This window comes from Bacillus sp. FSL K6-2865, from assembly GCF_040311405.1.
In the GTDB taxonomy this organism is placed as follows: Bacteria; Bacillota; Bacilli; order Bacillales; family Bacillaceae; genus Bacillus; species Bacillus velezensis.
This window is the reverse complement of record NZ_CP152036.1, coordinates 3,691,054-3,713,767: the sequence shown is the minus strand read 5'-3', so window position 1 is coordinate 3,713,767 and position 22,714 is coordinate 3,691,054. Positions and strand designations below refer to the sequence as shown.

At 47.2% G+C, this 22,714-nt stretch carries 27 protein-coding genes; 17 read left to right on the top strand and 10 right to left on the bottom strand.

The window, feature by feature from the left end:
* Positions 1–31: 31 nt before the first annotated feature.
* Positions 32–1,480, bottom strand: a complete 1,449-nt coding sequence (gene cls / locus NYE42_RS18265) for a cardiolipin synthase (RefSeq protein ID WP_007407575.1) — start codon at positions 1,478–1,480, stop codon at positions 32–34.
* Between the two features lie 220 nt (positions 1,481–1,700).
* Here cls and NYE42_RS18260 point away from each other — a divergent pair, with 220 nt between their 5' ends.
* Positions 1,701–2,138, top strand: coding sequence for a DUF5392 family protein (locus tag NYE42_RS18260; RefSeq protein WP_064115302.1), 438 nt, complete (start codon positions 1,701–1,703; stop codon positions 2,136–2,138).
* A 31-nt stretch (positions 2,139–2,169) separates the two neighbouring features.
* Here NYE42_RS18260 and NYE42_RS18255 read toward each other — a convergent pair whose 3' ends face one another.
* Both NYE42_RS18255 and NYE42_RS18250 read right to left on the bottom strand, forming a co-directional pair.
* Entirely contained in the window at positions 2,170–2,619 is a 450-nt protein-coding gene (locus NYE42_RS18255; RefSeq protein ID WP_007407573.1) for a DUF5362 family protein, read from the bottom strand.
* A complete protein-coding gene (locus tag NYE42_RS18250) occupies positions 2,616–3,107 on the bottom strand; it encodes a GNAT family N-acetyltransferase (RefSeq protein ID WP_105322165.1) in 492 nt (163 codons plus the stop codon). The genes NYE42_RS18255 and NYE42_RS18250 overlap by 4 nt, the downstream gene beginning before the upstream one ends.
* A 138-nt stretch (positions 3,108–3,245) precedes the next feature.
* On the opposite strand from NYE42_RS18250, the gene NYE42_RS18245 reads away from it, so the two are divergent.
* Positions 3,246–4,115, top strand: a complete 870-nt coding sequence (locus NYE42_RS18245) for a M23 family metallopeptidase (protein WP_199022215.1) — start codon at positions 3,246–3,248, stop codon at positions 4,113–4,115.
* A gap of 91 nt (positions 4,116–4,206) precedes the next feature.
* The gene (locus NYE42_RS18240) at positions 4,207–4,629 is read left to right on the top strand and encodes a VanZ family protein (RefSeq protein ID WP_040238767.1); all 423 of its coding nucleotides are present in this window, start codon (positions 4,207–4,209) and stop codon (positions 4,627–4,629) included.
* A gap of 16 nt (positions 4,630–4,645) precedes the next feature.
* Here the strand turns inward: NYE42_RS18240 and NYE42_RS18235 are convergent, their stop codons facing one another.
* On the bottom strand, positions 4,646–5,221 hold the full coding sequence (locus NYE42_RS18235; RefSeq protein WP_007407569.1) for an undecaprenyl-diphosphatase: 576 nt from the start codon (positions 5,219–5,221) through the stop codon (positions 4,646–4,648).
* A gap of 164 nt (positions 5,222–5,385) precedes the next feature.
* On the opposite strand from NYE42_RS18235, the gene ftsW reads away from it, so the two are divergent.
* Positions 5,386–6,540: a putative lipid II flippase FtsW gene (ftsW, locus tag NYE42_RS18230; RefSeq protein ID WP_007407568.1), complete on the top strand. Its 1,155-nt coding sequence runs from the start codon at positions 5,386–5,388 to the stop codon at positions 6,538–6,540.
* 51 nt (positions 6,541–6,591) lie between these two features.
* On the opposite strand, the gene NYE42_RS18225 is transcribed toward ftsW, so the two are convergent.
* Together NYE42_RS18225 and NYE42_RS18220 are read right to left on the bottom strand one after the other, a co-directional pair.
* Entirely contained in the window at positions 6,592–6,942 is a 351-nt protein-coding gene (locus NYE42_RS18225) for a P-II family nitrogen regulator (protein ID WP_014419080.1), read from the bottom strand.
* Between the two features lie 17 nt (positions 6,943–6,959).
* Positions 6,960–8,171, bottom strand: a complete 1,212-nt coding sequence (locus NYE42_RS18220) for an ammonium transporter (RefSeq protein WP_352426630.1) — start codon at positions 8,169–8,171, stop codon at positions 6,960–6,962.
* A 252-nt stretch (positions 8,172–8,423) separates the two neighbouring features.
* Here NYE42_RS18220 and NYE42_RS18215 point away from each other — a divergent pair, with 252 nt between their 5' ends.
* From NYE42_RS18215 to NYE42_RS18205, 3 genes are all read left to right on the top strand, one after another.
* On the top strand, positions 8,424–8,990 hold the full coding sequence (locus NYE42_RS18215) for an isochorismatase family protein (RefSeq protein ID WP_352426629.1): 567 nt from the start codon (positions 8,424–8,426) through the stop codon (positions 8,988–8,990).
* A complete protein-coding gene (locus tag NYE42_RS18210; RefSeq protein WP_040238770.1) occupies positions 8,987–10,351 on the top strand; it encodes an MFS transporter in 1,365 nt (454 codons plus the stop codon). The genes NYE42_RS18215 and NYE42_RS18210 overlap by 4 nt, the downstream gene beginning before the upstream one ends.
* Before the next feature lie 162 nt (positions 10,352–10,513).
* A complete protein-coding gene (locus NYE42_RS18205; protein WP_352426628.1) occupies positions 10,514–11,968 on the top strand; it encodes an NCS1 family nucleobase:cation symporter-1 in 1,455 nt (484 codons plus the stop codon).
* 34 nt (positions 11,969–12,002) lie between these two features.
* Here NYE42_RS18205 and NYE42_RS18200 read toward each other — a convergent pair whose 3' ends face one another.
* Both NYE42_RS18200 and NYE42_RS18195 read right to left on the bottom strand, forming a co-directional pair.
* Positions 12,003–13,199, bottom strand: a complete 1,197-nt coding sequence (locus NYE42_RS18200) for an MFS transporter (RefSeq protein ID WP_039063773.1) — start codon at positions 13,197–13,199, stop codon at positions 12,003–12,005.
* Between the two features lie 24 nt (positions 13,200–13,223).
* Positions 13,224–13,637, bottom strand: coding sequence for a MarR family transcriptional regulator (locus NYE42_RS18195; RefSeq protein WP_007407562.1), 414 nt, complete (start codon positions 13,635–13,637; stop codon positions 13,224–13,226).
* 331 nt (positions 13,638–13,968) lie between these two features.
* On the opposite strand from NYE42_RS18195, the gene spoIIID reads away from it, so the two are divergent.
* From spoIIID to NYE42_RS18175, 4 genes are all read left to right on the top strand, one after another.
* Positions 13,969–14,250 carry a sporulation transcriptional regulator SpoIIID gene (gene spoIIID / locus NYE42_RS18190; RefSeq protein ID WP_003151236.1) on the top strand — a complete coding sequence of 94 codons (282 nt, stop codon included), beginning with the start codon at positions 13,969–13,971 and terminating at the stop codon, positions 14,248–14,250.
* A 180-nt stretch (positions 14,251–14,430) separates the two neighbouring features.
* The gene (gene mbl, locus NYE42_RS18185; protein WP_003151237.1) at positions 14,431–15,432 is read left to right on the top strand and encodes a cell shape-determining protein Mbl; all 1,002 of its coding nucleotides are present in this window, start codon (positions 14,431–14,433) and stop codon (positions 15,430–15,432) included.
* Positions 15,433–15,590: 158 nt separating this feature from the next.
* Complete coding sequence (locus NYE42_RS18180; RefSeq protein WP_007614310.1) at positions 15,591–16,388, top strand: flagellar hook-basal body protein; 798 nt, start codon at positions 15,591–15,593, stop codon at positions 16,386–16,388.
* A gap of 24 nt (positions 16,389–16,412) precedes the next feature.
* A complete protein-coding gene (locus NYE42_RS18175; RefSeq protein ID WP_119001999.1) occupies positions 16,413–17,234 on the top strand; it encodes a flagellar hook-basal body protein in 822 nt (273 codons plus the stop codon).
* Between the two features lie 17 nt (positions 17,235–17,251).
* Here NYE42_RS18175 and NYE42_RS18170 read toward each other — a convergent pair whose 3' ends face one another.
* On the bottom strand, positions 17,252–18,316 hold the full coding sequence (locus tag NYE42_RS18170) for a tetratricopeptide repeat protein (protein ID WP_007407559.1): 1,065 nt from the start codon (positions 18,314–18,316) through the stop codon (positions 17,252–17,254).
* A 195-nt stretch (positions 18,317–18,511) separates the two neighbouring features.
* On the opposite strand from NYE42_RS18170, the gene fabZ reads away from it, so the two are divergent.
* Both fabZ and mscL read left to right on the top strand, forming a co-directional pair.
* Positions 18,512–18,937, top strand: coding sequence for a 3-hydroxyacyl-ACP dehydratase FabZ (gene fabZ, locus NYE42_RS18165; protein WP_003151242.1), 426 nt, complete (start codon positions 18,512–18,514; stop codon positions 18,935–18,937).
* Between the two features lie 56 nt (positions 18,938–18,993).
* On the top strand, positions 18,994–19,389 hold the full coding sequence (mscL, locus tag NYE42_RS18160) for a large conductance mechanosensitive channel protein MscL (RefSeq protein ID WP_003151243.1): 396 nt from the start codon (positions 18,994–18,996) through the stop codon (positions 19,387–19,389).
* A gap of 45 nt (positions 19,390–19,434) precedes the next feature.
* On the opposite strand, the gene NYE42_RS18155 is transcribed toward mscL, so the two are convergent.
* Entirely contained in the window at positions 19,435–19,845 is a 411-nt protein-coding gene (locus NYE42_RS18155; protein ID WP_012118638.1) for a YwpF-like family protein, read from the bottom strand.
* A 172-nt stretch (positions 19,846–20,017) separates the two neighbouring features.
* Here NYE42_RS18155 and NYE42_RS18150 point away from each other — a divergent pair, with 172 nt between their 5' ends.
* From NYE42_RS18150 to NYE42_RS18135, 4 genes are all read left to right on the top strand, one after another.
* Complete coding sequence (locus NYE42_RS18150; protein WP_040238779.1) at positions 20,018–20,371, top strand: hypothetical protein; 354 nt, start codon at positions 20,018–20,020, stop codon at positions 20,369–20,371.
* 97 nt (positions 20,372–20,468) lie between these two features.
* Positions 20,469–20,810, top strand: a complete 342-nt coding sequence (gene ssb, locus NYE42_RS18145; protein ID WP_227578947.1) for a single-stranded DNA-binding protein — start codon at positions 20,469–20,471, stop codon at positions 20,808–20,810.
* 208 nt (positions 20,811–21,018) lie between these two features.
* On the top strand, positions 21,019–21,801 hold the full coding sequence (locus tag NYE42_RS18140) for a DeoR/GlpR family DNA-binding transcription regulator (protein ID WP_039253550.1): 783 nt from the start codon (positions 21,019–21,021) through the stop codon (positions 21,799–21,801).
* Positions 21,798–22,655: a Cof-type HAD-IIB family hydrolase gene (locus tag NYE42_RS18135; protein WP_335389928.1), complete on the top strand. Its 858-nt coding sequence runs from the start codon at positions 21,798–21,800 to the stop codon at positions 22,653–22,655. The genes NYE42_RS18140 and NYE42_RS18135 overlap by 4 nt, the downstream gene beginning before the upstream one ends.
* The last annotated feature ends 59 nt before the right edge of the window (positions 22,656–22,714 follow it).

Here is a 22,714-nt window from a genome sequence, read left to right as displayed (position 1 = left end):
ATCAGAAAATTCCCGAGAAACACCCCGGGAATTACAAAATCGGCGAAAGAAGTCTTGAAATCGATTCTTTAATGCGGATCCGCAGCGAACGCTCCTGATATTCTTCATACGTATATTTTCTGGAGACGAGCAGATCTTCTTTAAATGAGGAAATGAGTTTTTTCGCAATGGTGACGTCATAAATAAAGGCGTTGACTTCAAAATTAAGTCTGAAGCTTCTGACGTCGATATTCGCCGTACCGACTGAAGCCGTCTCATCATCGACGACAATCGTTTTTGCATGAATAAAGCCGTTATCGTAAATGTAGACTGAGGCTCCGGCTTTCAAAAGATCGCCGATGTAAGATAAAGTCGCCCAGTAAACGAAAGCGTGATCCGGCTTGTTCGGAATCATGATTTTGACGTCGATGCCTGACAGACAGGCGATCCTGAGGGCATCTAAAAGACTTGAGTCAGGAATAAAGTAAGGCGTCTGAATCAGGATTGACCGTTTGGCCGTTGAGATCATCTTGATATAGCCGTTTTTAATTTGTTCCCATTCTGAGTCCGGTCCGCTCGTGACAATCTGCATCCCGACATTGCCCTTCGGCTCGCATTCCGGAAAATGATTCGGAACGTATGTGAGCGTATGATGATGGGAGGCTTGGTTCCAATCGAGGATAAACCGTGTCTGAATGGCGTGTACCGCCGTGCCTTGAAGCCTGAGGTGCGTATCGCGCCAGTAGCCGAATTTCGGATTCAGGCCGAGATACTCATCTCCGACGTTAAAGCCGCCGACATAGCCGGTTTCGCCGTCAATGATGACGAGCTTGCGGTGATTCCGGTAATTGAGCCGCAAATTAATCGGACGAAGCCTGGAAGGAAAAAAGACTTCCACATGGCCGCCGGCGTCCCGCAGCGGTTTGAAGAATTTTTTTCTGAGTGATCTTGAACCGAGTTCATCATATAACACTCTGACTTTTACGCCTTCGCGTGCTTTTTTCACTAAGGCATCGCGCAATTTTTTTCCCAGTTCATCACCTTTATAAATATAGTATTGAAGGTGAATGTGATCTTTTGCGTTGGAAATGTCCTTCATTAAGCGTTTGAACTTATCGCGCCCGTCCGTCAAAATCTCCACCGAATTATCCTCTGTAAAGACTGCGTGGTTGTTCATGACAAGCATATAGATGAGGTCTTTATTATCCACAGTCGCCCTGTTGTTAAATTGGAATTGCCTCGACTTCAGATCCTTCAGCTGAGACTTCAGCAGCTTTTCAATCCCGATTTTTTTACGGTCTTCCCACTGAAACAGATGCTTGCGTCTCAGGTTATGGCCGAATAACAGGTATAAAATAAACCCTAAAATGGGAATAAAAAAAAGAACCAAGAGCCAAGCCCATGAAGCGCTGGCATCGCGTCTTTCTTTGAAAATCATGATGACGGCCAAAAGTATATTTAAAACGAAAAAAAATCCGAATAAAATAAATGAAATGCTCACTTTGCAACCCCGCTATATCATATTTATCAAGACTGTGCCCATTAGTATTCCGACAAGTGCAGCAATCTGATTCCCATTTCAAATTATAACATTGACATTTTGAAAGAATAAAGAGCCGGAATCAAAGATGAATGCAGTTTTCTTTCAAAGAAAGTTCCGGGTGCGGTAAAATATGCATATATGAAAAAGAAGACAAAAATGACAGCAAAGGGGAGAGGGCATGAAGCTGGAGCATGCGGAACAATTGCCGGGATTCATAAAAAAAGAAATTCAGAAAATACAAATCGCCATTGCGCCGCTGATGAAAAAAAGCATCATTTACCGTTTTCTTGCTTTCCCGCTCGCCGCTTTTAGTCTGTTTCATCTGGCATCGCTTTTGATTCAGGCCCCTTCCGGGAGAGGAGCTCTCGTGTCGGCCGGCATTTTTGCCCTCCTTGCGGCCTGGGGTCTTGCGTTGTTTAAGGAAGCCGGCTATCAGCGGAAACAGGTGCAAAAAACGATCCGCCTTTATATGCTGAACAGAATCAGAAAAAGCGATATTCTGTCCGAGGAACGGAAAAGCGCCTATACCCGTCTGATTGCCGAGGAGCCGTCTGCGATGAAGAGCTTTATTGAATTTTTAACGGAAGAAGACCGGAAAAAAGAAATGCTTTATTAAAAAAGAGCTGACGCGCGATCAGCTCTTTTTGTCATTCAAACACCGGGTCGTTCTCATAGTAATATGAATCAGGCGTGTCATACGTATCAGTGCTGTGATAAGCGATAATTCCGATGACAGCGAAGATGACGACTAAAATAAAAGCGAGAATGCCCAATACCACACTGGATGCCGCGTAAAAAAACTGCATTTTGATAAATGACGCGTAATGTGCAAGCATATTTTCTTCCGCGTTTTCTTCTAGTCCTTCCTGAAGGGCGGCAGCCGCTTTTGCCGAGCGCATCAGCATGACGCCGGAAATGATGAGCAGAACCCCCGGAATGGCTCCGAGCAGCGTCACAATGGCTGACAGAGCGGAAAGAGAGCCCGTGATGATCAGAAACACGGCGGTGATCTTTCCCCATTTGGCGATGTCGGCAAGGGAACGGGCTTTTTTATTGAGCGGCTGGTTTTCGTCTTTGTCTTTATCAATGGTGATCATGACAGTTCTCTCCCTAAAATGTTCAAGTCATATCGTTTTCCGTCCATTTCGGCGATACCCGGGAATACGCCCCATTCGGTAAAACCGAATTTTTCAAACAGCTTAATGCTCGGCACATTATGTCCGAAGATAAAAGCCATCAGGCTGCGGATGCCGATTGCCGGAGCGAGTGCCAGGGCTTCTTTCAGCAGAAAGCTTCCTGCTCCTTTGCCGCGGCAATCCTGATGCAGATAGATGCTGATCTCCGCCGTTTTGTCATAGGCCGGACGGCCGTAAAACGTTTCAAAGCTGATCCAGGCCGCCACTTTGCCGGTTTCATCTTCCGCGACCATCAGCGGGCGCCGGTCCGTGTGCCGCAAAAACCAATCCATCCGGTCTGCGGGCGTCACTTCTTCCGTATCAGCCGTTACCATTCGTGAGGCAATCGTCGAGTTGTATATGGCCACCACCGCATTTAAATCCTCCAATACGGCTTTGCGCAGGGTCAAATTCATATTCCGGGATCTCCCTTCACATTTCATTACATAATTAAGTGCAATCTGCACATACTATTTCCAAAAAAGTTTTTTATGGATGTGTATATATTTTCAGAAAAGTGTTCAGAATGTTGCTGAGGTGATGAACAAATGAGAGAGGAAGAAAAGAAAACTTCTCAAGTCAAAAAACTTCAGCGGTTTTTTCGCAAACGCTGGATATTCCCTGCAATCTACTTAGTCAGTGCGGCCGTCATTTTAACAGCTGTCCTTTGGTATCAATCCGTTTCGAATGATGTGAAGGACAATCTGACGAACAACGGCGGAAACTCCGCGTATGACAGCGGCAAAGACGATGCCGTCGAAGTAGGCAAGTCAATGGAAAACGTCGCAATGCCGGCTGCTCATTCTGAAAATGTTTCTGTTGTGAAAAAGTTTTATGAAACTGATGCCGCAAAAAAAGAGAAAGAAGCAGCACTTGTTAACTATAATAACACGTACAGCCTCAGTAAAGGAATTGACTTAGCTGAGAAAGACGGAAAATCATTTGATGTTTCTGCTTCTCTGAGCGGTACGGTTGTTAAAGCTGCTAAAGACCCGGTACTGGGATATGTGGTTGAAATTGAACACTCAGACGGCCTGTCTACTGTCTATCAGTCTTTATCTGAAGTCAGCGTGGATCAGGGCGACAAAGTAAAGCAGAACCAGGTCATCGGTAAATCCGGAAAAAACCTTTACAGTGAAGAAAGCGGAAATCACGTGCACTTTGAAATCCGCAAGGACGGCGTAGCGATGAACCCGCTCAATTTTATGGACAAGCCGGTAACATCTATTGAAAAAGCGGCGGCTGAAGAGAAAAACGCTGTGACAGAAGAAACGGAAGGGTCAATTCAGCAGTCTTCCGAGAAAAAAGATGTGATGCCTAAAAAAGAAACCGAAGAAAAACCAGGTGACAAAGAGGACGGCACAAAAGACAAGACAGATGGTAAAGATGACGGCTCAATGAAAGATTCGGGCAAGTAATCTTGATCCCAAAGCGCCTATCAGCTCAGATAGGCGCTTTTCATATTGCCGCATGTGCCTTTATACTAGTAGAAAACGAAGGAGATGCTGAATGAATAAATGTCTGGCGGCCGGGTGGCTCGTCTTTGTTTTCGTTTCGGCTTTGACGGAAAGCTTTCACGATATGATTGTGTCACAGACGGTGTCCTTCCGTTTCACGCCGCATCCGGATGTGTCCGGTTTCTTTGTGTTCGATATGGCGGAGCTCGCCATATCGGAAGCGGCGATTCAAAAGCTCGGGCACGCGTTTTCATTTTTTGTGCTCGCCTATTTGTTTTTCAGAGAGCGCAGGCGCATGAAGAGGGCGGTGCTGTATGCATTGGCCGCCGCTTTCCTGACAGAAATCGTCCAGCTCTTTTTCGGCAGAAACGGATGCCTCCGCGATGTGCTGATTGACAGTCTCGGCATTGCCGCATTCTGTGCTTTACAAAGGAAAAAGCATACAGCCAAACATACAAAAACCGGCAGTCTGTGACAGACGCCGGCTTTTTTTATATATTATGGTTTGTCGATTTGCTTTTATGAACGATACTTTCATAGATTCGCACGATCAGATCGACAATCGGACGAAGCACATTTGAAAATCTGAACAGCAGGAATCCGACAATGAGGGAAACGATAATGCTTCCGAGCACATCGATCGGATAATGGTGGCCGACCCAAATTCTTGAGAAGCCGGTCAAAAGGCCGAAAATCACAAGCGGCCAGCCGAGTTTTTTGTTGCGGAACAGAATCGCAATTGAAATCGCCAAAGCGCCTGTCGTATGGTCACTCGGAAATGAAGCATCCGCGGCATGAGGGATCAGCGTATGAACCGTATGTTCGACAAAGGGGCGCGGCTCGACATAGACTTTCGTGATGAGGTAGTTGACGATAAGCGCTGCAACACCCGTGAAGCCCGCGTACAGGGCGTTTTGTCTGCCTTTTGTGCTTCCGAACAGCCACATGGCAAGCAGGAAAAGGGCGTAGGCGTAAATGGCGTATTCCGTAATAAATACCATGATAGAGTCGAGAATGGCACTATGGTGCGACAAACCATTGATCGCTTTAAATAGTTCGTAATTCACAAATATCACCTTTTATCTTTATTTTATATGAACAGTGTAATGCTTTTTTCTATGAGACACAATTGGTATTAAAAATAATCATAAAAAAGTAAACAGAATGAAACGTGACTGTATTACTGTGCGTCAAGTATGCGGGAAAAGAATAGCCGAAGGAGTTTTGTCCGTTGCTGAAACGTTTGAAAAACGCCGATCTGCCGCTTGTGTTTGTCATTATGCTGCTTTGCGGATTCGGCTTGTTAATGGTGTACAGCGCCAGTGATGTGATGGGATCTCAGCGGTACGGAGATCCATCCTATTTCTTCCATAAGCAGAGTGCCTCTTTACTGATCGGATTATGCTTATTTCTATTTGCCGCCTGTCTGCCGTATAAGCGGTATGCGCGGCTTGTACCGCTGTTTGTGGTCGGTTCGCTGGTATTGCTGCTGCTCGTATTGATACCGGGAATCGGGCTGGAGCGGAATTTTTCCCGCAGGTGGCTGGGAGCGGGCCCGCTTGTCGTACAGCCGTCTGAATTGGCGAAGATCGCGATGATTTTGTATTTCGCTTCGATTTATACGAAAAAGCAGCCGTACATTCATCAATTTGTGAAAGGGGTTCTGCCGCCTTTAGTGATTTTGGGAACTGCTTTTCTGCTGACATTGGCGGAGCCTGATTTAGGGACGGCTTCCTTAATCCTGGCGGCGTGCGGGTCGATTTTATTATGTGCCGGCTTGAAAAAGCGCCATCTGTTCGTGCTCGGCGCGACGGCGGTGTCGGGGGTTGTTTATCTCGCATTTTCCGCTTCCTATCGTGTGAAGCGCCTCGTTTCCTTTACCAATCCGTTTGGTGACGCGAATGGGGACGGCTATCAGCTGATTCAATCCTATTTTGCTATTTCCGGAGGCGGGTTTTTCGGAAGAGGGCTTGGAAACAGTGTTGAAAAAATGAACTATCTGCCTGAGGCGCATACCGATTTCATTATGGCCGTGATCAGCGAAGAGCTGGGGATATTCGGTGTTCTGATCGTTTTGGGATTATATTTTGCGTTAATGCTTCTCGGCGTAAAAACGGCCGTGCGGGCTGATGACCCGTTCGGGAAGCTTCTTGCCATCGGAATTACGTTTCAATTAATGTTTCAGGTTGTATTGAATTTGGGAGCGATGAGCGGACTTCTCCCGGTTACGGGTGTGCCGCTTCCGTTTATCAGCTACGGCGGTTCTTCATTGATTATGACGCTGTTTTTGTGCGGCATACTGGTCAATATCAGTACATATGCGAAAAAACAACCCGTACGGCATAAGCGGCCTGTCCCGCATGAAAAAAAGGTTTCTTCTTTTTAATGAAGCTGAAAAAACGCCCGGGACATTTCTGTCCCCGGGCGTTCTGCCTGTTTATAAAGCTTCTGGTCCTTCTTCTCCGGTGCGGATATTAATCGTGTTTCCGATTTCATAGACGAATATTTTGCCGTCTCCGGGCTCTCCCGTTTTCAGCACTTTCTTCGCCGTTTCCACGACTTGATCAACGGGGACCTTGCTGACAACGATTTCCACTTTCAGCCGTTCATACACATTGCTCTCAATTTTGACTCCGCGGTACAGTTCGGTGTGGGCTTTTTGAAGGCCGCAGCCGTGTACGTTGGAGAAGGTCAGCGATGTGACTCCGATTTTACCGAGTTCCTGTTTCAATGTTTCAAACTTAGCCGGACGCGTAACGATTTCTACCTTGAACATTTGACCGCTCATCTAAGCCACTCCTCACTTTATAAGTCCTGATATGCTTTTTCCCCGTGCATTGTTAAATCAAGCCCAAGTGACTCTTCTTCTTCACTGGCGCGCAGGGGAATGAACAGACCTACAATTTTAATGATAACGAAAGTGACAATAAATACAAATACATAGGTTGCCGCAATGGCCGCAATCTGCTTCCAGAGCAGTCCAGGATCGCCGTAAAACAGCCCGTTTGCCCCGCCGTCATTGACGGAAGTGGTGGCGAATAAACCGGTCGCGATGCCGCCCCATGTGCCGCCGATCCCATGCAGGCCGAAAGCGTCAAGCGCATCATCATAACCGAAAGTCTTTTTGAGCCAATAAACGCCCCAAAAGCAGACAAGCCCTCCGATGAAACCGATTACGATTGAAGAGAAAGGCGTAACGAACCCGGCAGCCGGCGTAATGGCGACAAGCCCGGCGATTGCGCCTGATACAGCACCCAGCATGGTCGGTTTTTTATTCAGCATCCATTCGATTAAAATCCAGCCGATAATTCCGGCTGCAGCCGCGGTGTTTGTGTTAATGAAGGCAAACATCGCGATACTGTCAAGCGTGAGGGCGCTGCCGACATTGAAGCCGAACCATCCGAACCAGATGAGCGCTCCGCCCAAGAACGTGTAAATTAAGTTGTGAGGCGAAGCCGCCGTGCCGTCCTTGCGTTTCCCGAGCACAATCGCCAGCACAAGCCCGGCGACTCCGGAAGAAATGTGGACGACGTTTCCGCCTGCGAAGTCAAGAGCGCCCATTTGGCCGATCCAGCCGCCGCCCCATACCCAGTGCGCAACGGGCGTATATACGAGGGAAGCCCATAAAAAGGAAAATACAAGAAAAGCACTGAATCTCATGCGTTCAGCAAATGCTCCGGAAATAATGGCCGTCGTCAGTACGGCAAACGTCATTTGGAACATCATGAACAAGGAATGCGGGATCGTATCACTGTAACTTCCGGGTTCAAAGCCGACCCCCTTCAGCCGGGCCCATTCAATCCCGCCAAGCCATGTATTGCCGGGGGCAAAAGCAAGTGAATATCCGTACAAAACCCAAACGACGGATACGATGGCGAGAGAAGAAAAACTATGCATCGCCGTGCTGAGCACGTTTTTGCTTTTTACCATTCCGCCGTAAAACAAAGCCAGCCCGGGGGTCATCAGCCACACGAGTAAAGCGCAAAAGAACATAAATACTGTATCGCCCATCTGCATGTTGTATTCCTCCGTCTCATTCAGAATGTAATTGTGATTAATTCATTATTATAGAGAAAAAAGAACGATAAAACATTTTCATGTAAGGTTATCTGACATGGTTTTTTGCGTTCATAATGCTGCTTTTTCAAATGGGTGTCGTGCGACTTTATATCCATAAAAAGAGCGCCGGAGCACGGCGGAAGAAATCCTGTCCGGGAAAGAGTAAAATAAACGGGGTGAGAAACACTAACTGCATCAGGAGGAATCATTATGACAACATCATTAAATCTGCAATTTGAAAAAACGGCTTTGGTCCTTATTGATTTACAAAAAGGTATTGTGCCGATTGATAAAAGCGGTACCGTTGTGCCGAACGCGAAAAAATTAATTAATGTGTTCCGGGAAAAAGGCGGATTTATCAGCTTTGTGAACGTGGATTTTCATGACGGAGCGGATGCGCTGAAGCCGCTGACGGATGAAGAGGCGGCGGGCCATTCGGCTCCGCCGGCGGATTGGGCTGAAGTTGTGCCTGACATCGGAGTGAAAGAAAATGATTATACGGTAACAAAACGGCAGTGGGGCGCGTTTTTCGGCACGGACCTGGACCTTCAGCTCAGAAGACGGGGAATCGACACGATTGTGTTATGCGGGATTGCGACAAACATCGGTGTGGAAAGCACGGCACGAGAAGCTTTTCAGCTCGGGTATCAGCAAGTTTTCGTAACTGACGCGATGGCGACATTCAGCGATGAACAGCACGAAGCGACACTCAAGTTTATCTTCCCGAAAATCGGCAGAAGCCGGACGACGGAAGAATTTATCGCACAGACAAAATGACAATCTCCAAAAAAAGCCGCGTCCTGTTCTTGACGGCCGTGGCTTCGGGGACGATGCTGAACCCATTGAACTCGTCGATGATTTCTCTTGCGCTTCACAGTATTCAGCATGAATTTCACCTGTCGTTTACAACGGTGTCCTGGCTGATATCGTCCTTTTATCTGGCCAGCGCGGTGGCGCAGCCTGTTACCGGGAAGCTCGGTGATATGCTCGGCAGGAAGAAACTGTTTTTGATCGGGCTTCTGCTTGTTGCCGTCTCGGCGGTCGGCGCGCCGTTTGCGCCGACTTTTATGACTTTGCTGATCATGCGGCTTTTTCAGTCGATCGGAAGCAGCGCGATATATCCGTCCGGCGTCGGATTGATCCGTTCAAATATACGGGAGAAGCAGGCTTCAGCGCTGGCCGTCCTGTCAATCTTTGCATCAGCCATGACGGCGCTCGGTCCGACTCTCGGCGGTTTTCTGATCGTTTGGGGAGGGTGGCCGGCAATCTTTTTCGTCAATCTGCCGTTTATCATTCTCAGCTTTTTTCTCGGAATGTATATGTTTCCGAAAGATGAAAAACGCGAGATCGGCGGCTTGAAAGGCGTGCTCCGCCAGCTTGATACGATCGGGATACTTCTGTTTGCCGGAGCGATTATCCTTCTTTTGTCGTTTTTATTGTCCTTCAGTACGAAGCCTCACTATACAGAAGGCGTATTCGGGCTTTTGTTTGTCGGGCTGTTTATCTGGCGCGAGCTGAAAACGGAGAAGCCGTTTATTGATGTCAGGCTGTTTAAAACGCATCGGAAACTATCGTCGGTGTATATTCAATTTATTTTGCTGAATATATTCTTTTACTGCATCTTTTTCGGGCTTCCGAGCTATTTTCAGGATGAAATGCATTTGTCCGTTCAGACAAGCGGATTGATTATGCTGTTTATGTCGGGCATGAGTATTCTGGTGTCGCCTCTGACCGGAAAATGGATAGATAAGAAAGGGCTTCTTCAGCCGATTGTTGCCGGAACCTGCCTGACCGTGATCGGGGCGGTGCTGTTAACGTTTTTCTTTCTTCAGGCGCCCATGATAGGAAAAGGGCTGATCCTGTCCGTGCTGGGTGTCGGCTACGGCTTCGGAAATGTCACGTTTCAGGCGGCCATGCTGAAAACGAGTCCCGCCGACATGGCCGGAACAACGTCCGGCCTGTTTCAGACCTGCCGGTATCTCGGTTCGATTTTGTCTTCTGTCATTTTGGGCATTCTTTTCGGAAAAGAAATTACCGCCGGCCATTTTCATATGCTTGGGACGATTCTTATCGTTGTCGGCGCTGTAAGCCTTTTGATGGCGTTCCGGTTTTCGGTTCTCCTCAAAAAAGCCTCTTAACGGGCGCAAAAAAAGAGACGGGCTCTCCCCGTCTCTTTTTTTGTGTAATGTGCTCAAAAATCAAAACGATTATTGTCGACAGCGACCAATGTTATTTACGGAATTTTCAGTTATATTTTTTCACATGTGATGTAAGGAAAACGTACATGCGGGAGGGAGAATATGAAAAAAACAACGAGTGATCGGCTAAGCAACAAAGATTTACTGCCTTTAGAAGACGGCGAACGGACATGGAAAGCGGTGAATTTTGCATCCATCTGGATGGGTTGTATTCATAATATCCCGACCTACGCGACTGTGGGCGGGCTCATTGCGATCGGCCTTTCTCCGTGGCAGGTGCTCGCCATTATCGTGACGGCGTCACTCATTTTGTTCGCCGCTTTGGCCTTGAACGGCCATGCCGGAACGAAATACGGACTGCCTTTTCCGGTCATTATCAGGGCTTCTTACGGAATATACGGGGCTAACATTCCGGCGCTTCTCAGGGCGTTTACAGCCATCATGTGGCTCGGAATTCAAACATTTGCCGGGAGCACGGCTTTGCACATTCTGCTTTTGAACATATGGCCGGGCTGGGGGAGTCTCGGCGGAGATTGGAATATACTCGGGCTTCATCTGCCGGGTTTTCTGTCGTTCATTTTCTTTTGGGGCATTCATCTGCTTGTGCTGCGGCACGGCATGGAATCGATCAAAAAATTTGAAGTGTGGGCGGGCCCGCTTGTTTATCTCGTCTTCGGCGGCATGGTCTGGTGGGCGATAGATATTGCCGGCGGACTCGGACCGATTTACTCACAGCCGGGAAAATTCCACACCTTTTCTGAAACGTTTTGGCCGTTTGCCGCCGGAGTGACGGGCATTATCGGAATATGGGCGACGCTGATTCTGAATATCCCTGACTTCACCCGGTTCGCCGCGTCGCAAAAAGAACAGATTCGCGGCCAGTTTTACGGGCTGCCGGGAACGTTTGCGCTGTTTGCGTTTGCAAGCATCACGGTGACATCCGGATCTCAGGTAGCATTCGGGAAACCGATTTGGGATGTGGTGGAGATTTTGGCCCGGTTTGATAATCCTTTTGTTATCGCTCTTTCGGTCATCACACTTTGCATCGCCGCCGTCTCGGTTAACGTGGCGGCAAACATCGTGTCACCGGCCTATGACTTGGCGAATGTCCTGCCGAAATATATTACATTCAGGAGGGGAGGGTATTTGACCGCCGTTTTGGCTCTGTTTACAGTACCGTGGAAGCTGATGGAGAGCGCCACGAATGTTTATGCGTTTCTCGGGCTCATCGGCGGGATGCTCGGACCGGTGGCCGGGGTGATGATGGCTGATTATTTTATCATCAGAAAAAGGCAGCTCTCAGTTGAAGACCTTTATTCGGAGACCGGACAGTACACTTATTACAAAGGCTATAATTACCGGGCCTTTGCCGCGACCTTTCTCGGCGCGTTTATTTCTTTAATCGGGATGTACGTCCCGGCGTTCGCCGGCATCTATGATATCTCCTGGTTTGCGGGTGTCATTTTGTCATGTCTCGGTTATACGGCGCTTATGTATATTCATCCTCCTTATGTAAAAGCGGCAAGACGAATCGCGCGGGAAAGAGCGGCCGAATAAAAAAAGCCGGGGTTGCCCCCGGCTTTTTGTCATATTAGTCTGCGATTGAAACGTTTCCGTCCGCTTGAAGCGGCGTTCTTTTTTTCTGGCTCCAGCCATACAGGAGTAAAGCAATCAGGACGAACAGCCCTGCTGCCAGATAAATCGAATGGAATCCGGCCGAAGCGACGAAGAGGCCGAATACATAGGACCCGCCGGCAATCCCGCTGTCAAAGAAAGTGAAGAAGGTAGCCGTCGCAAAGCCTGAACGGTGTCCGGGCGAGTTCTGAATCGCCAGCGTCTGCATACACGGTACGATAGAGCCGTATCCGAGACCGATTACGGCACCGGATAAGAGAAGCATGAGGGCGCTGTTTGTCATCGCCAGCATGCAAAGCCCCGCGGAGAACACGATAATCGACGGATAGATGACGATTCCCGGCCCCACTCTGTCAAACAGCTTTCCTGTGAAAGGACGGGCGGCCATCATCGTCACTGCGAAACAGACGAAGAAATAGCCGCTGACATCCAACAGGTGGATCGTCTTGGCATAAACGGATAAATATGAAGTCACACTTGAATAACAGAAAGAAATGGACAACCCGACAATCGCGATTTTAAGCGCGCCTTTTTCAAACATGTCGGAGAAAGAAAAACGGAAGACAGTCGTTCCGCTGTTGTTTTGATCCGGCACACGAATCATAAAAGCAATCAGCAAGCCTAAAGAAACAAATACGGCAAAAATCGTAAAGAAAACCGGGAACGAAATGACTTTCACAAGACTCAGCCCGAGAAAAGGACCGATCGCCATGGCAAGGTTCATAGACATCGCAAAATAACCGAGCCCCTCGCCGCGCCGCTTGGCGGGAATAATGTCAGCGGCAATTGCGCCCGTAACCGTCGTTAAAATGCTGAACCAGATGCCTTGGAAAAAACGCAGTCCGAGCAGCAGATAGAAATTGTGTAGCGGCAAATACAGATAAGAAGACAGGGCGAACAGCGCCAAGGATACAATCGTCATTCTTTTCTTGCCGAACCGTTCAATAATCGCCCCTGAAAAAGGACGGGTGATAATAGCAGATAACAGGAACAGGCTGATCAAAAGCCCTCCTTGCGATTCACTGCCGCCAAGCTCCTGAATCATATAGATAGGCAGCACGGCCAAAAATGTATAAAAGAACACAAAGACAAATAAATTCACGAGTACGACCATAATAAAATCTTTGGTCCAGATCGAGTCAGATTTACTCAAAAGTACAGCACTTCCCTTTCTTTTCTATTTCGTTAAAAACACATTCAGAAACTCAGAAAAAGCTTCCTTATCTCCATCTTGGAAATCCGCAAGCATGTCTTCCTCGAACTTCAGCATCTCTTGATTAATGCTGTCGTATTTCAATTCAGCTTCCTTCGTCAGGACGACGAGCTTTTCCCGCTTGTCTTCTCCCTGTTCCCGCTGAATCCAGCCGTTTTCTTCAAGGCGTTTGATCGTTCTGGTAACGGTCGGCGCCTCTACGTTCAGATAGGACCAGATTTCTTTTTGGGTCATCGGTCCGATCGTTTTTAAGCAATATAGGATTGACCATTGAGAGGAGTACAGGCCGAATGGTTCCAGCCGTTCATTGGCTTTCTTCGTAATCAGGCGGGCGCATTGATTGATTTGGTGAATGAGGCGTCTGTTGACGTGGATCATTTCCGTTCTCCTTTTCAAAAAACTTACCTAAGTAACTAATTGTGCTGTTTCATTCTACAGCAGGATCGCGCGGATGTAAACCCCCCGATCAAAAAGCAGAAAATTATGACCCGCCCCTTGTCCTTATTGAGTTTTTAGCATATTCCCAATTCATTGCTAATACACTGTTACAAACCTATCAAAGAGAGTGTTTGAGGTGAGGGATCGTGGGCATATTTCTAAAACCTTCTTATATAATCGGACAACGAAGAAGCTGCATCATCAGTGAATCTGTTACAGAATACGGATCTCATTTCACACTTCTCACATCCAACTGGGGAGGTCGAGTGGTGTGCACGATTACATCAAAGAGCGAACAATCAAGATTGGCAAGTATATCGTGGAGACGAAAAAAACCGTTCGTGTCATTGCGAAAGAGTTTGGTGTTTCCAAAAGTACCGTACACAAAGATCTGACAGAGCGCCTGCCTGAAATCAATCCTGACTTGGCGAATGAAGTAAAAGAAATACTCGATTATCATAAATCCATCAGACATTTAAGAGGGGGAGAGGCGACGAAATTAAAGTACAAGAAGGATGAAATTCTTGAAGGGGAGCCCGTTCAGCAGCCGTAGCGCCTGACGTCTGCCGGGCCCTTTTTTCTCCTCCCGGGCGGTTTCGCGAATATCCGCAAAATTTTGTCAAGAACTTATATCGTTCAGCAGCTTTTTTTTGATAAATTATGATAATATATATAATTAGGGCACAATGTGGATATTTTACTGTGAAACAGATATCAAGGAGGATATAAATAGATGTTTGCAAGGGATATTGGAATTGACCTCGGTACTGCAAATGTACTGATCCATGTAAAAGGAAAAGGAATTGTTCTGAATGAGCCTTCCGTTGTGGCACTTGATAAAAACAGCGGCAAAGTGCTGGCTGTCGGTGAAGAAGCCAGACGAATGGTTGGACGTACACCTGGGAATATTGTTGCGATCCGTCCGCTGAAAGACGGCGTAATCGCAGACTTCGAAGTAACAGAAGCCATGCTGAAACATTTCATTAATAAGCTGAATGTAAAAGGACTTTTCTCAAAACCGCGCATGCTGATCTGCTGCCCGACGAATATTACATCCGTTGAGCAAAAAGCGATTAAAGAAGCAGCTGAAAAAAGCGGCGGAAAGCATGTGTACCTTGAAGAAGAACCGAAAGTTGCCGCTATCGGCGCGGGTATGGAAATCTTCCAGCCGAGCGGTAACATGGTTGTTGACATCGGAGGCGGTACGACAGATATCGCAGTTATTTCTATGGGCGATATTGTCACCTCCTCTTCTATTAAGATGGCTGGGGACAAGTTTGACATGGAAATCTTAAATTATATCAAACGCGAGTATAAGCTGCTGATCGGTGAACGTACCGCTGAAGATATTAAGGTGAAGGTCGCAACGGTTTTCCCAGACGCACGTCATGAAGAAATCACCATCCGCGGCCGTGACATGGTTTCCGGTCTGCCGAGAACGATTACAGTAAACAGCAAAGAAGTAGAAGAAGCCCTTCGTGAATCAGTTGCCGTCATTGTGCAGGCCGCCAAGCAGGTTCTTGAAAGAACACCGCCTGAATTGTCCGCTGACATCATCGACCGCGGCGTTATCATTACCGGCGGGGGAGCGCTGTTAAACGGGCTTGACCAGCTTCTTGCCGAAGAGCTGAGGGTGCCTGTTCTTGTTGCTGAGAACCCGATGGATTGTGTTGCGGTCGGAACCGGCGTCATGCTGGATAACATGGACAAGCTTCCAAAACGCAAACTGAGCTGATGATAAAACCTCATTCTGAAAAAGAATGGGGTTTTTTTCTGTCAAACCCTTCACGAACGGGAATGTAAATCCGATAATAAGAAAAATGCTGATTTTCATTATAGAACAAATGTTCCGGTGAGGCAACTGGAAATAATGCTATTTCAGAGGTGGAAGACTTGTTAAAAGGATTATATACCGCAACGTCCGCAATGATTACACAGCAGAGAAGAACGGAAATGCTGTCAAATAACATCGCAAACGCGAATACATCAGGGTACAAAGAGGATCAAGGTTCAATCCGCGCCTTTCCCGAGATGCTTCTGAGCCGAATAGAAGGCGACAAAAAAACGAAAATCGGCTCCGTCAACACAGGCGTATACATGCAGGAGCTGAAACCGTTGTTTACGCAGGGAAGCCTGAAAACGACCGATCAGCCGACGGATATCGCGCTTATGGAGAATCAGGTTCCCAAGAATGCCGAAACGAATGAAAACGCCGAGCTGTTTTATCCCGTGCAGACCGCAGGCGGCGTCCGCTATTCAAAAAGCAGCACTTTCTCATTAAATGAAAACAATCAGCTTACGATAAACGGAAACCTTGTGTTATCAACAAACGGACAGCCGATTACAGTCGACAATGAAAAATTCACCGTATCAGAAAACGGAACGGTCACGACAAACGGCCGGCCGGCGGGGCAGATTGATATCAGAATGGAAGAAGACGTGCGCAATCTGAAACGGGACGGCAATGACCTATACAGCACGGCCGACGGCTCTGAACTGCCGAGCGCGGCGGCGAATCCCCAAGTCTCGTATTCATTAAAGCAAGGCGTCTCGGAGCTTTCAAACGTGGACGTGACGAGCACGTATACAGAGATGACGGAAGCATACAGATCATTTGAAGCCAATCAGAAAGTCATTCAGGCTTACGATAAAAGCATGGATAAAGCCGCAAATGAAATCGGCAAAGTGTAACAAAATGGGGGACATTCAATTATGATGCTCAGATCAATGCTGACGGCTTCAACAGCCTTACATCAGCTTCAGCAGCAGATGGATACAGTCAGCAGCAACCTTTCAAACAGTGATACGACAGGCTATAAAGCGAGGGACTCCCGCTTTTCCGAGCTGATCAGACAGCAGTATGACCATATAGATGACAAAAAGGAAAATTCGCCGAACATGCGGAAAACGCCGCCCGGCCTGCGTCTCGGCGCCGGAACGGTGATGACTCCGCAGCTGGACTCAGGGCAGGGAAGCATCAAAAAAACCGACCGTGACCTTGATATCGCGTTCACATCACCTTATCAATATCTTCAGGCAGAAGCGGACGGACGGCGGGTGTATACAAGGGACGGCTCACTTTCCCTCAAGCCGGCCGGCGGAAATGACCGGCTGCTTCAGCTGATGACAGCGGGAGGCAATCCCATTCTCGATGAGAACGGTCAGCCCATACAAATTGACAGTTCGCTGACTCAGCTGAAAATCAGCAAAACCGGAACGCTGACTGCTTCAGACCAGGCGGGAACCCGTTCGCAGACGTTTAATCTCGGCATCGTCAATGTCAATAATCCGCAGGCGCTTCATGCGGAAGGGGATAATCTGTTTTCCGTAAACGGCGCGGGGGCTTCAGCGATTGAAGACCTTACCGGCGCAAACCGGCAGGCAATCGGCATGGAGCAGGGCGCGCTTGAAGGTTCAAATGTCGATATGTCAAAAGAAATGACCGACTTAATCGTGTCTCAGCGTTCCTATCAGCTGAACAGCCGCACGATTACATTGGGAGACCAAATGCTGGGCTTAATCAACTCAGTCAGATAAAAGAAGGGGCGTTCTGATCAGCCGCGCATGATAAAAAATGCGGCTTTCTCAAAATCGCCCTTTTTTTTGTAGTAATCAGTAATATCCTGAAGCAGCACTTCCAAATCCACCCACGCTTCAATTTTCTGCAGCTCCAGCACGAGCTTCTGCAATCGGTCGTACGGGTCCTCCTGAGCGGTGTACAGTATGTTGAGCGCGGTCAGCTTCAATTTCATAATCTTGTTCTGCACTTTTTCAGATATGTATAAACCTTTCTGCAGCACGGTTTGTCCTTCGGCGGCAGATCCGGTTTTAAAAAGTGCTCTGACCGCTTCGTACACACAATGAAGGTAGGAAACGGGAGACTCTTTCTCGAAACGCTGATTGCCCAATACCTTTTTGTAAAAAGGGAGGGCCTCTTTATCTTTTTTCTGGGCGGTCTTTAAAAAACCAAAATTATAATAGGCGTGGCACAGCAGGTTATTGTCATTGATCCGGTCCGTTATCTTTATGGATTCATTGAAGAGCTGTTCCGCGTCGTCATAGCGTGCCTCGTCTATATAATTCACGGCGAGAAGCAGCCGGCAGCTGAGCGTTTTTTTGATGTAGCCGGCTTCATCTTGATAGATTTCCAGCGCTTTATTGACATATTGAATGGAGAGCGCAGGCGACTTCATCATGTAATATGCACCCGCTGTTTTATAATAAAATTCAGCGGCTTCGAAACGGTCCTGAATGGCCGGCAGGTACTGTTCAGCTTCTTTAAAGCGGCAGACAGCACGGTTCGGAGCGCCATTCACCATATGGAATAACCCTTTGAAAAAATAGAAATAATAAGTTAATTCATGATCCATCTCATCTTTGCGCCGCTTCAGCTCGCAGAACAGCTTATTCAGACCGTCTTTTTTCTCAAACAGCAGCTGAAACCGTGCGAAAAACAGCTGATATCTGAGTTTGAGCTTTGCATTCTTTTGTAATTTGGGGAGATGCTGATTGATTTGTTCGTGAAGGGAACGGGCTAGATCGAATTGGCGTTTTCCCATGGCGTCATACCACTCATTCAGCATCACCAGCGTACGTTTTTCAGTAAACTTAGCAATCATCTTCCAACCTCTTTGCATAGGGTAAAAGTCTTTATTTATCATAACACATTAATGGACGAGGCTCATTGCCAGCTGGTTACAGTTTACAGCGCGGTTGAAAAAGAAATTGATTCATAATATACTTCCAAATGTACAGATTGGTTGCCACATATGCCTTCTATACATACTATTGTCGATGAAGGAGATGTCAAGAGAATGCTTGATACTCAGCAAATTAAAGAAATTATTCCCCATCGCTATCCGTTTCTTCTGGTAGACAGAATTACGGAAGTCGAAGAAGGAAAACGGGCGGCGGGATATAAAAATGTGACGGCGAATGAAGATTTTTTCAACGGCCATTTTCCTGAATACCCTGTTATGCCGGGCGTATTAATCGTAGAGGCTTTGGCGCAGGTCGGAGCGGTTGCGATGCTGATTAAAGAAGAAAACCGGGGCAGACTCGCATTTTTTGCGGGGATTGATAACTGCCGTTTCAAAAAGCAGGTAAAACCGGGTGACAAGCTGGAGCTTGAGGTTGATATTACCCGCGCGCGCGGTACGATCGGACGCGGCAAAGGCGTTGCCAAAGTTGACGGCGAGCTCGTGTGTGAAGCTGAATTAACTTTTGCGCTCGGAGAATAAAAGCAAACAAATGGGCTTATAAAAAAGCCCATTTTGTATAGAAAGAGGTGAATGTAATGTGGTCAGAATTTAAAAGCTTTGCGATGCGGGGCAATATCATGGATCTGGCTATCGGTGTCGTCATCGGCGGCGCTTTCGGCAAAATCGTGACGTCGCTCGTTGAAGACATCATCATGCCGCTTGTCGGCCTGCTTCTTGGCGGTCTTGACTTTTCAGGACTGGCCGTGACATTCGGCGATGCTCATATCAAGTACGGAAGCTTCATTCAAACGATTGTGAACTTCTTTATTATTTCATTTTCTATTTTTATCGTGATCCGCACAATAGGCAAGCTGAGACGTAAAAAGGAAGCAGAAGAAGAGGCTGAAGAAGCCGAGGAAACAGATCAGCAGACAGAACTGCTGACTGAAATCAGAGATCTGCTGAAACAGCGGGCTCCTCACAATGACTAGGGCACAAAAAAAGGCTGGATGATTAACGTCCGGCCTTTTTCATGATTATAATTTTTGTTTAAACGCTTCAATCAGCCGGCTGCCCGAGTAGCCTTCTTTCACGAGCGACTCCAGAATGCTTTCTGATCCGGGGTGGTTTCTTGACACCATTTGACCGTAAATTAAAACTTGTATACTTCTTTCCAGCTCGACGATATTTTTGATGCTTCCCGTCAGCTGGGCGGGGCGGTTGCTTTTTTTCGTAATCGTTACAAACACCTTCGCTTCTTTCTGGCTTTTCATCAGCATGTCAAAAAAAGACAAGTGTTCGGCCGGGACCAGTGCTTCAATTAACCAATGATTTTCTCCGTCCTCTTTATTGATAATCAGTCCGTCTAAAAGGGGAAACTGCTCAATCGGCTGATCGTCTTTATCTAAACGTTCCACATTCAGATCAACCAGTTTAAAGGTTTTCATCTCTTATTTTCACCCCTGTTGTCCATGTTTTTCGTTCATTTATTATAACACATATCATTTTTCCCGGGAAAATGCTGTAAGACATGCTTCATCATTTTTGTAGGCGGTCAACATTTAATCATTTCTATTTTTTCATTATAATGTAAAAGAATATGGTCATGGAGAGATGCTTATGAATCAATTGCGCCTGAAGGAAATCTATATAGAAGACGGTTCAAGGCGAAAAGACGATCATTCCTACTTGGTATGCAAAAAGGAAGATTGTGAGGTGCATATTAACAGAAGGGGAAATGTCGTCTTTTTATATGAAACAAAAGACCGCATGGAACAGTATAAAATTCAGCTTTCACTGACTGATAAAAAGCTGAGTTTTTACTGGTTCGCATGGGATGGCGGAAAGTTTGTCCGCATGTTTGAGAAAGACTGGCTCAAAACGAAACTTTTCTCGCGGCTGCTCAAAAATACATATTACATAAGCGGTCAAAAACAAAAGTTTTTTTTATCAGAAAGAAAAACGAAAACATAAGAGCAGCCTGAACGAATAACGGCTTTATCCGCTTTTTGCTTTCACGAGCCCTTGTACTACAATGAAGCCAGCCTCGAAAAAGAGAGGAGGATACGGTTTGTTTAACCACGTTGTGCTTGTCGGCCGGCTGACGAAAGACCCGGAGCTCCGTTTTACAGCAGCGGGCATTCCCGTCGCACATATTACGTTGGCGGTAAACCGCAATTTTAAAAGCGCGTCGGGTGAAACCGGAACCGACTTCGTCAACTGCACCATCTGGAGAAAAAACGCTGAAAACACGGCATTGTACTGCCAAAAAGGGTCAATGGTCGGTGTAAGCGGCAGAATCCAGACGAGAAGCTATGAAAAGACAGCCGGCGTAAAAGTTTATGTGACCGAGGTCATGGCTGATACCGTTCGGTTTATGGATCAAAAACAGAAAGAGCCGCTGGCTGAATAGCATTCTTTTTTCCTCGATTTCCCGCCTTTCAGCGGGCCCCGCAATACCTCCTTCCCACTCGCCAGTCGAAAGACTGGTTTTTTTGTGCGGGAGCTAAAAAATGGTTAAAAAGAAGTGATTTCGCTTATGAATACTTAAAAACATTGAATATATTGGGATAAAAACTTATAATTACTTACAGATAAGTGACGAAAAAGGGAATGAGGACGTGTATCAAGAAGAAAGACTGATTGCGATAATGGAATATTTGAAACAGCATCGGCGGATCACCGCTGATCAGATATGTTCGCTGCTTCATATTTCAAGAGATACCGCAAGAAGGGACCTTGTAAAGCTGAAAGAGCGCGGGGCCATTATCAGAACACGGGGCGGCGCGATTCTGCCGTCGGTGAATCAGGAAGTTCCGGGCTATTCGGGCCGGCTGAAAACCGTTTCTGAAGAGAAAAACAAAATCGGCAAGCTGGCCGCATCCCTGATTCATAAAGGAGACCGGATCATCCTGGACACTTCGACAACCGTGCAGGCCTGCGCGGAGCATTTAAATGTCACCGGCTGCACTGTTATTACAAATTCGATCAATCAGGCCGATATCCTTTCCGCAAAAGAGGGAATTGATATTCACCTGCTCGGCGGAAAGCTCCAGAAGGAACACCGGTTTTTATACGGGGCTTCCGTCGTAGAAAAACTGGGGGATTATCACGCCGATAAGGTGCTGATCGGCGTTGTCGGCATCTCGGAAAACGGCCTGACGATTCCGCATGAAGAAGACGGCATGGTAAAGCGTAAAATGATCCGACAGGCGGAACAGGTGATTGCGCTGAGCGATCACTCCAAGCTTGGCCGTACGAGTTTTTATCAGTATGCAGCTCTGCATGAGATTGACCTGCTGATTACCAATCGGCTGCCTGATCAGGATTTTTGCGATCTGCTCGACCGGCACGGCGTAGAATTGCTTGTAACTGAATCTGAAGAAGAGGATGAGGACATGTGAAACTGATTGCCATAGATCTGGACGGCACACTGCTGAACAGCAGTCATCAAGTAAGCGATGAAAATGAGCGGGCTTTAAGGGAAGCCCGGCAAGCGGGAATTGAAATCGTGGTTTCCACGGGACGCGCGCATTTTGATGTGCACTCCATATTCGAACCGCTCGGCATAAAAACATGGATTATCAGCGCAAACGGAGCCGCCATTCATGCTCCTGACGGCAGCCTGTACCACTGTGATGCGATTGAAGAAACAAGAGCCCGCGGCATTTTGTCATGGCTTGAAGAGAATCAATATTACTATGAGGTGTTTACAAACAAAGCCATCTATACGCCTGAAACCGGCAGGCAGCTGCTCGATATCGAAATTGACCGGGTGAAAAGCGCCAATCCGGAAACCGATCTTTCCGTTTTGGAACAGGCGGCTTCAGTGCAATACAGCCAATCCGGCTTTGCTTACATTCATTCATACCGTGAGCTCTTTGAGAAAGAAGAGCATCTGGATTTTTATAATATTCTCGGATTTTCGTTTGATGAGCGGAAGCTGAAAGCGGGCTGGGACCGATTCAGCGGTCAGAAAGATCTCACCCTTGTCAGCTCTGCCGATCACAACTTCGAACTGGCGTCTCGAAACGCCTCCAAAGGGCAGGCGCTCAAACGGCTGGCGCAAAAGCTCGGCATTCCGATGGCTGAGACCGCCGCGGTCGGTGACAGCTTAAATGACTATTCAATGCTTCAGGCGGCCGGAAAAGGCATAGCGATGGGGAATGCGAGAGAAGATATTAAAGAGATCGCTGATGCCGTTACATTGACAAATGATCAAAACGGCGTTGCGCATATGATCAGGAATTTACTGTGAAAGGTATGGCGATACTGTTCATGACTGGCGTGACGCATTCATGGCAAATGCGGCGTAAC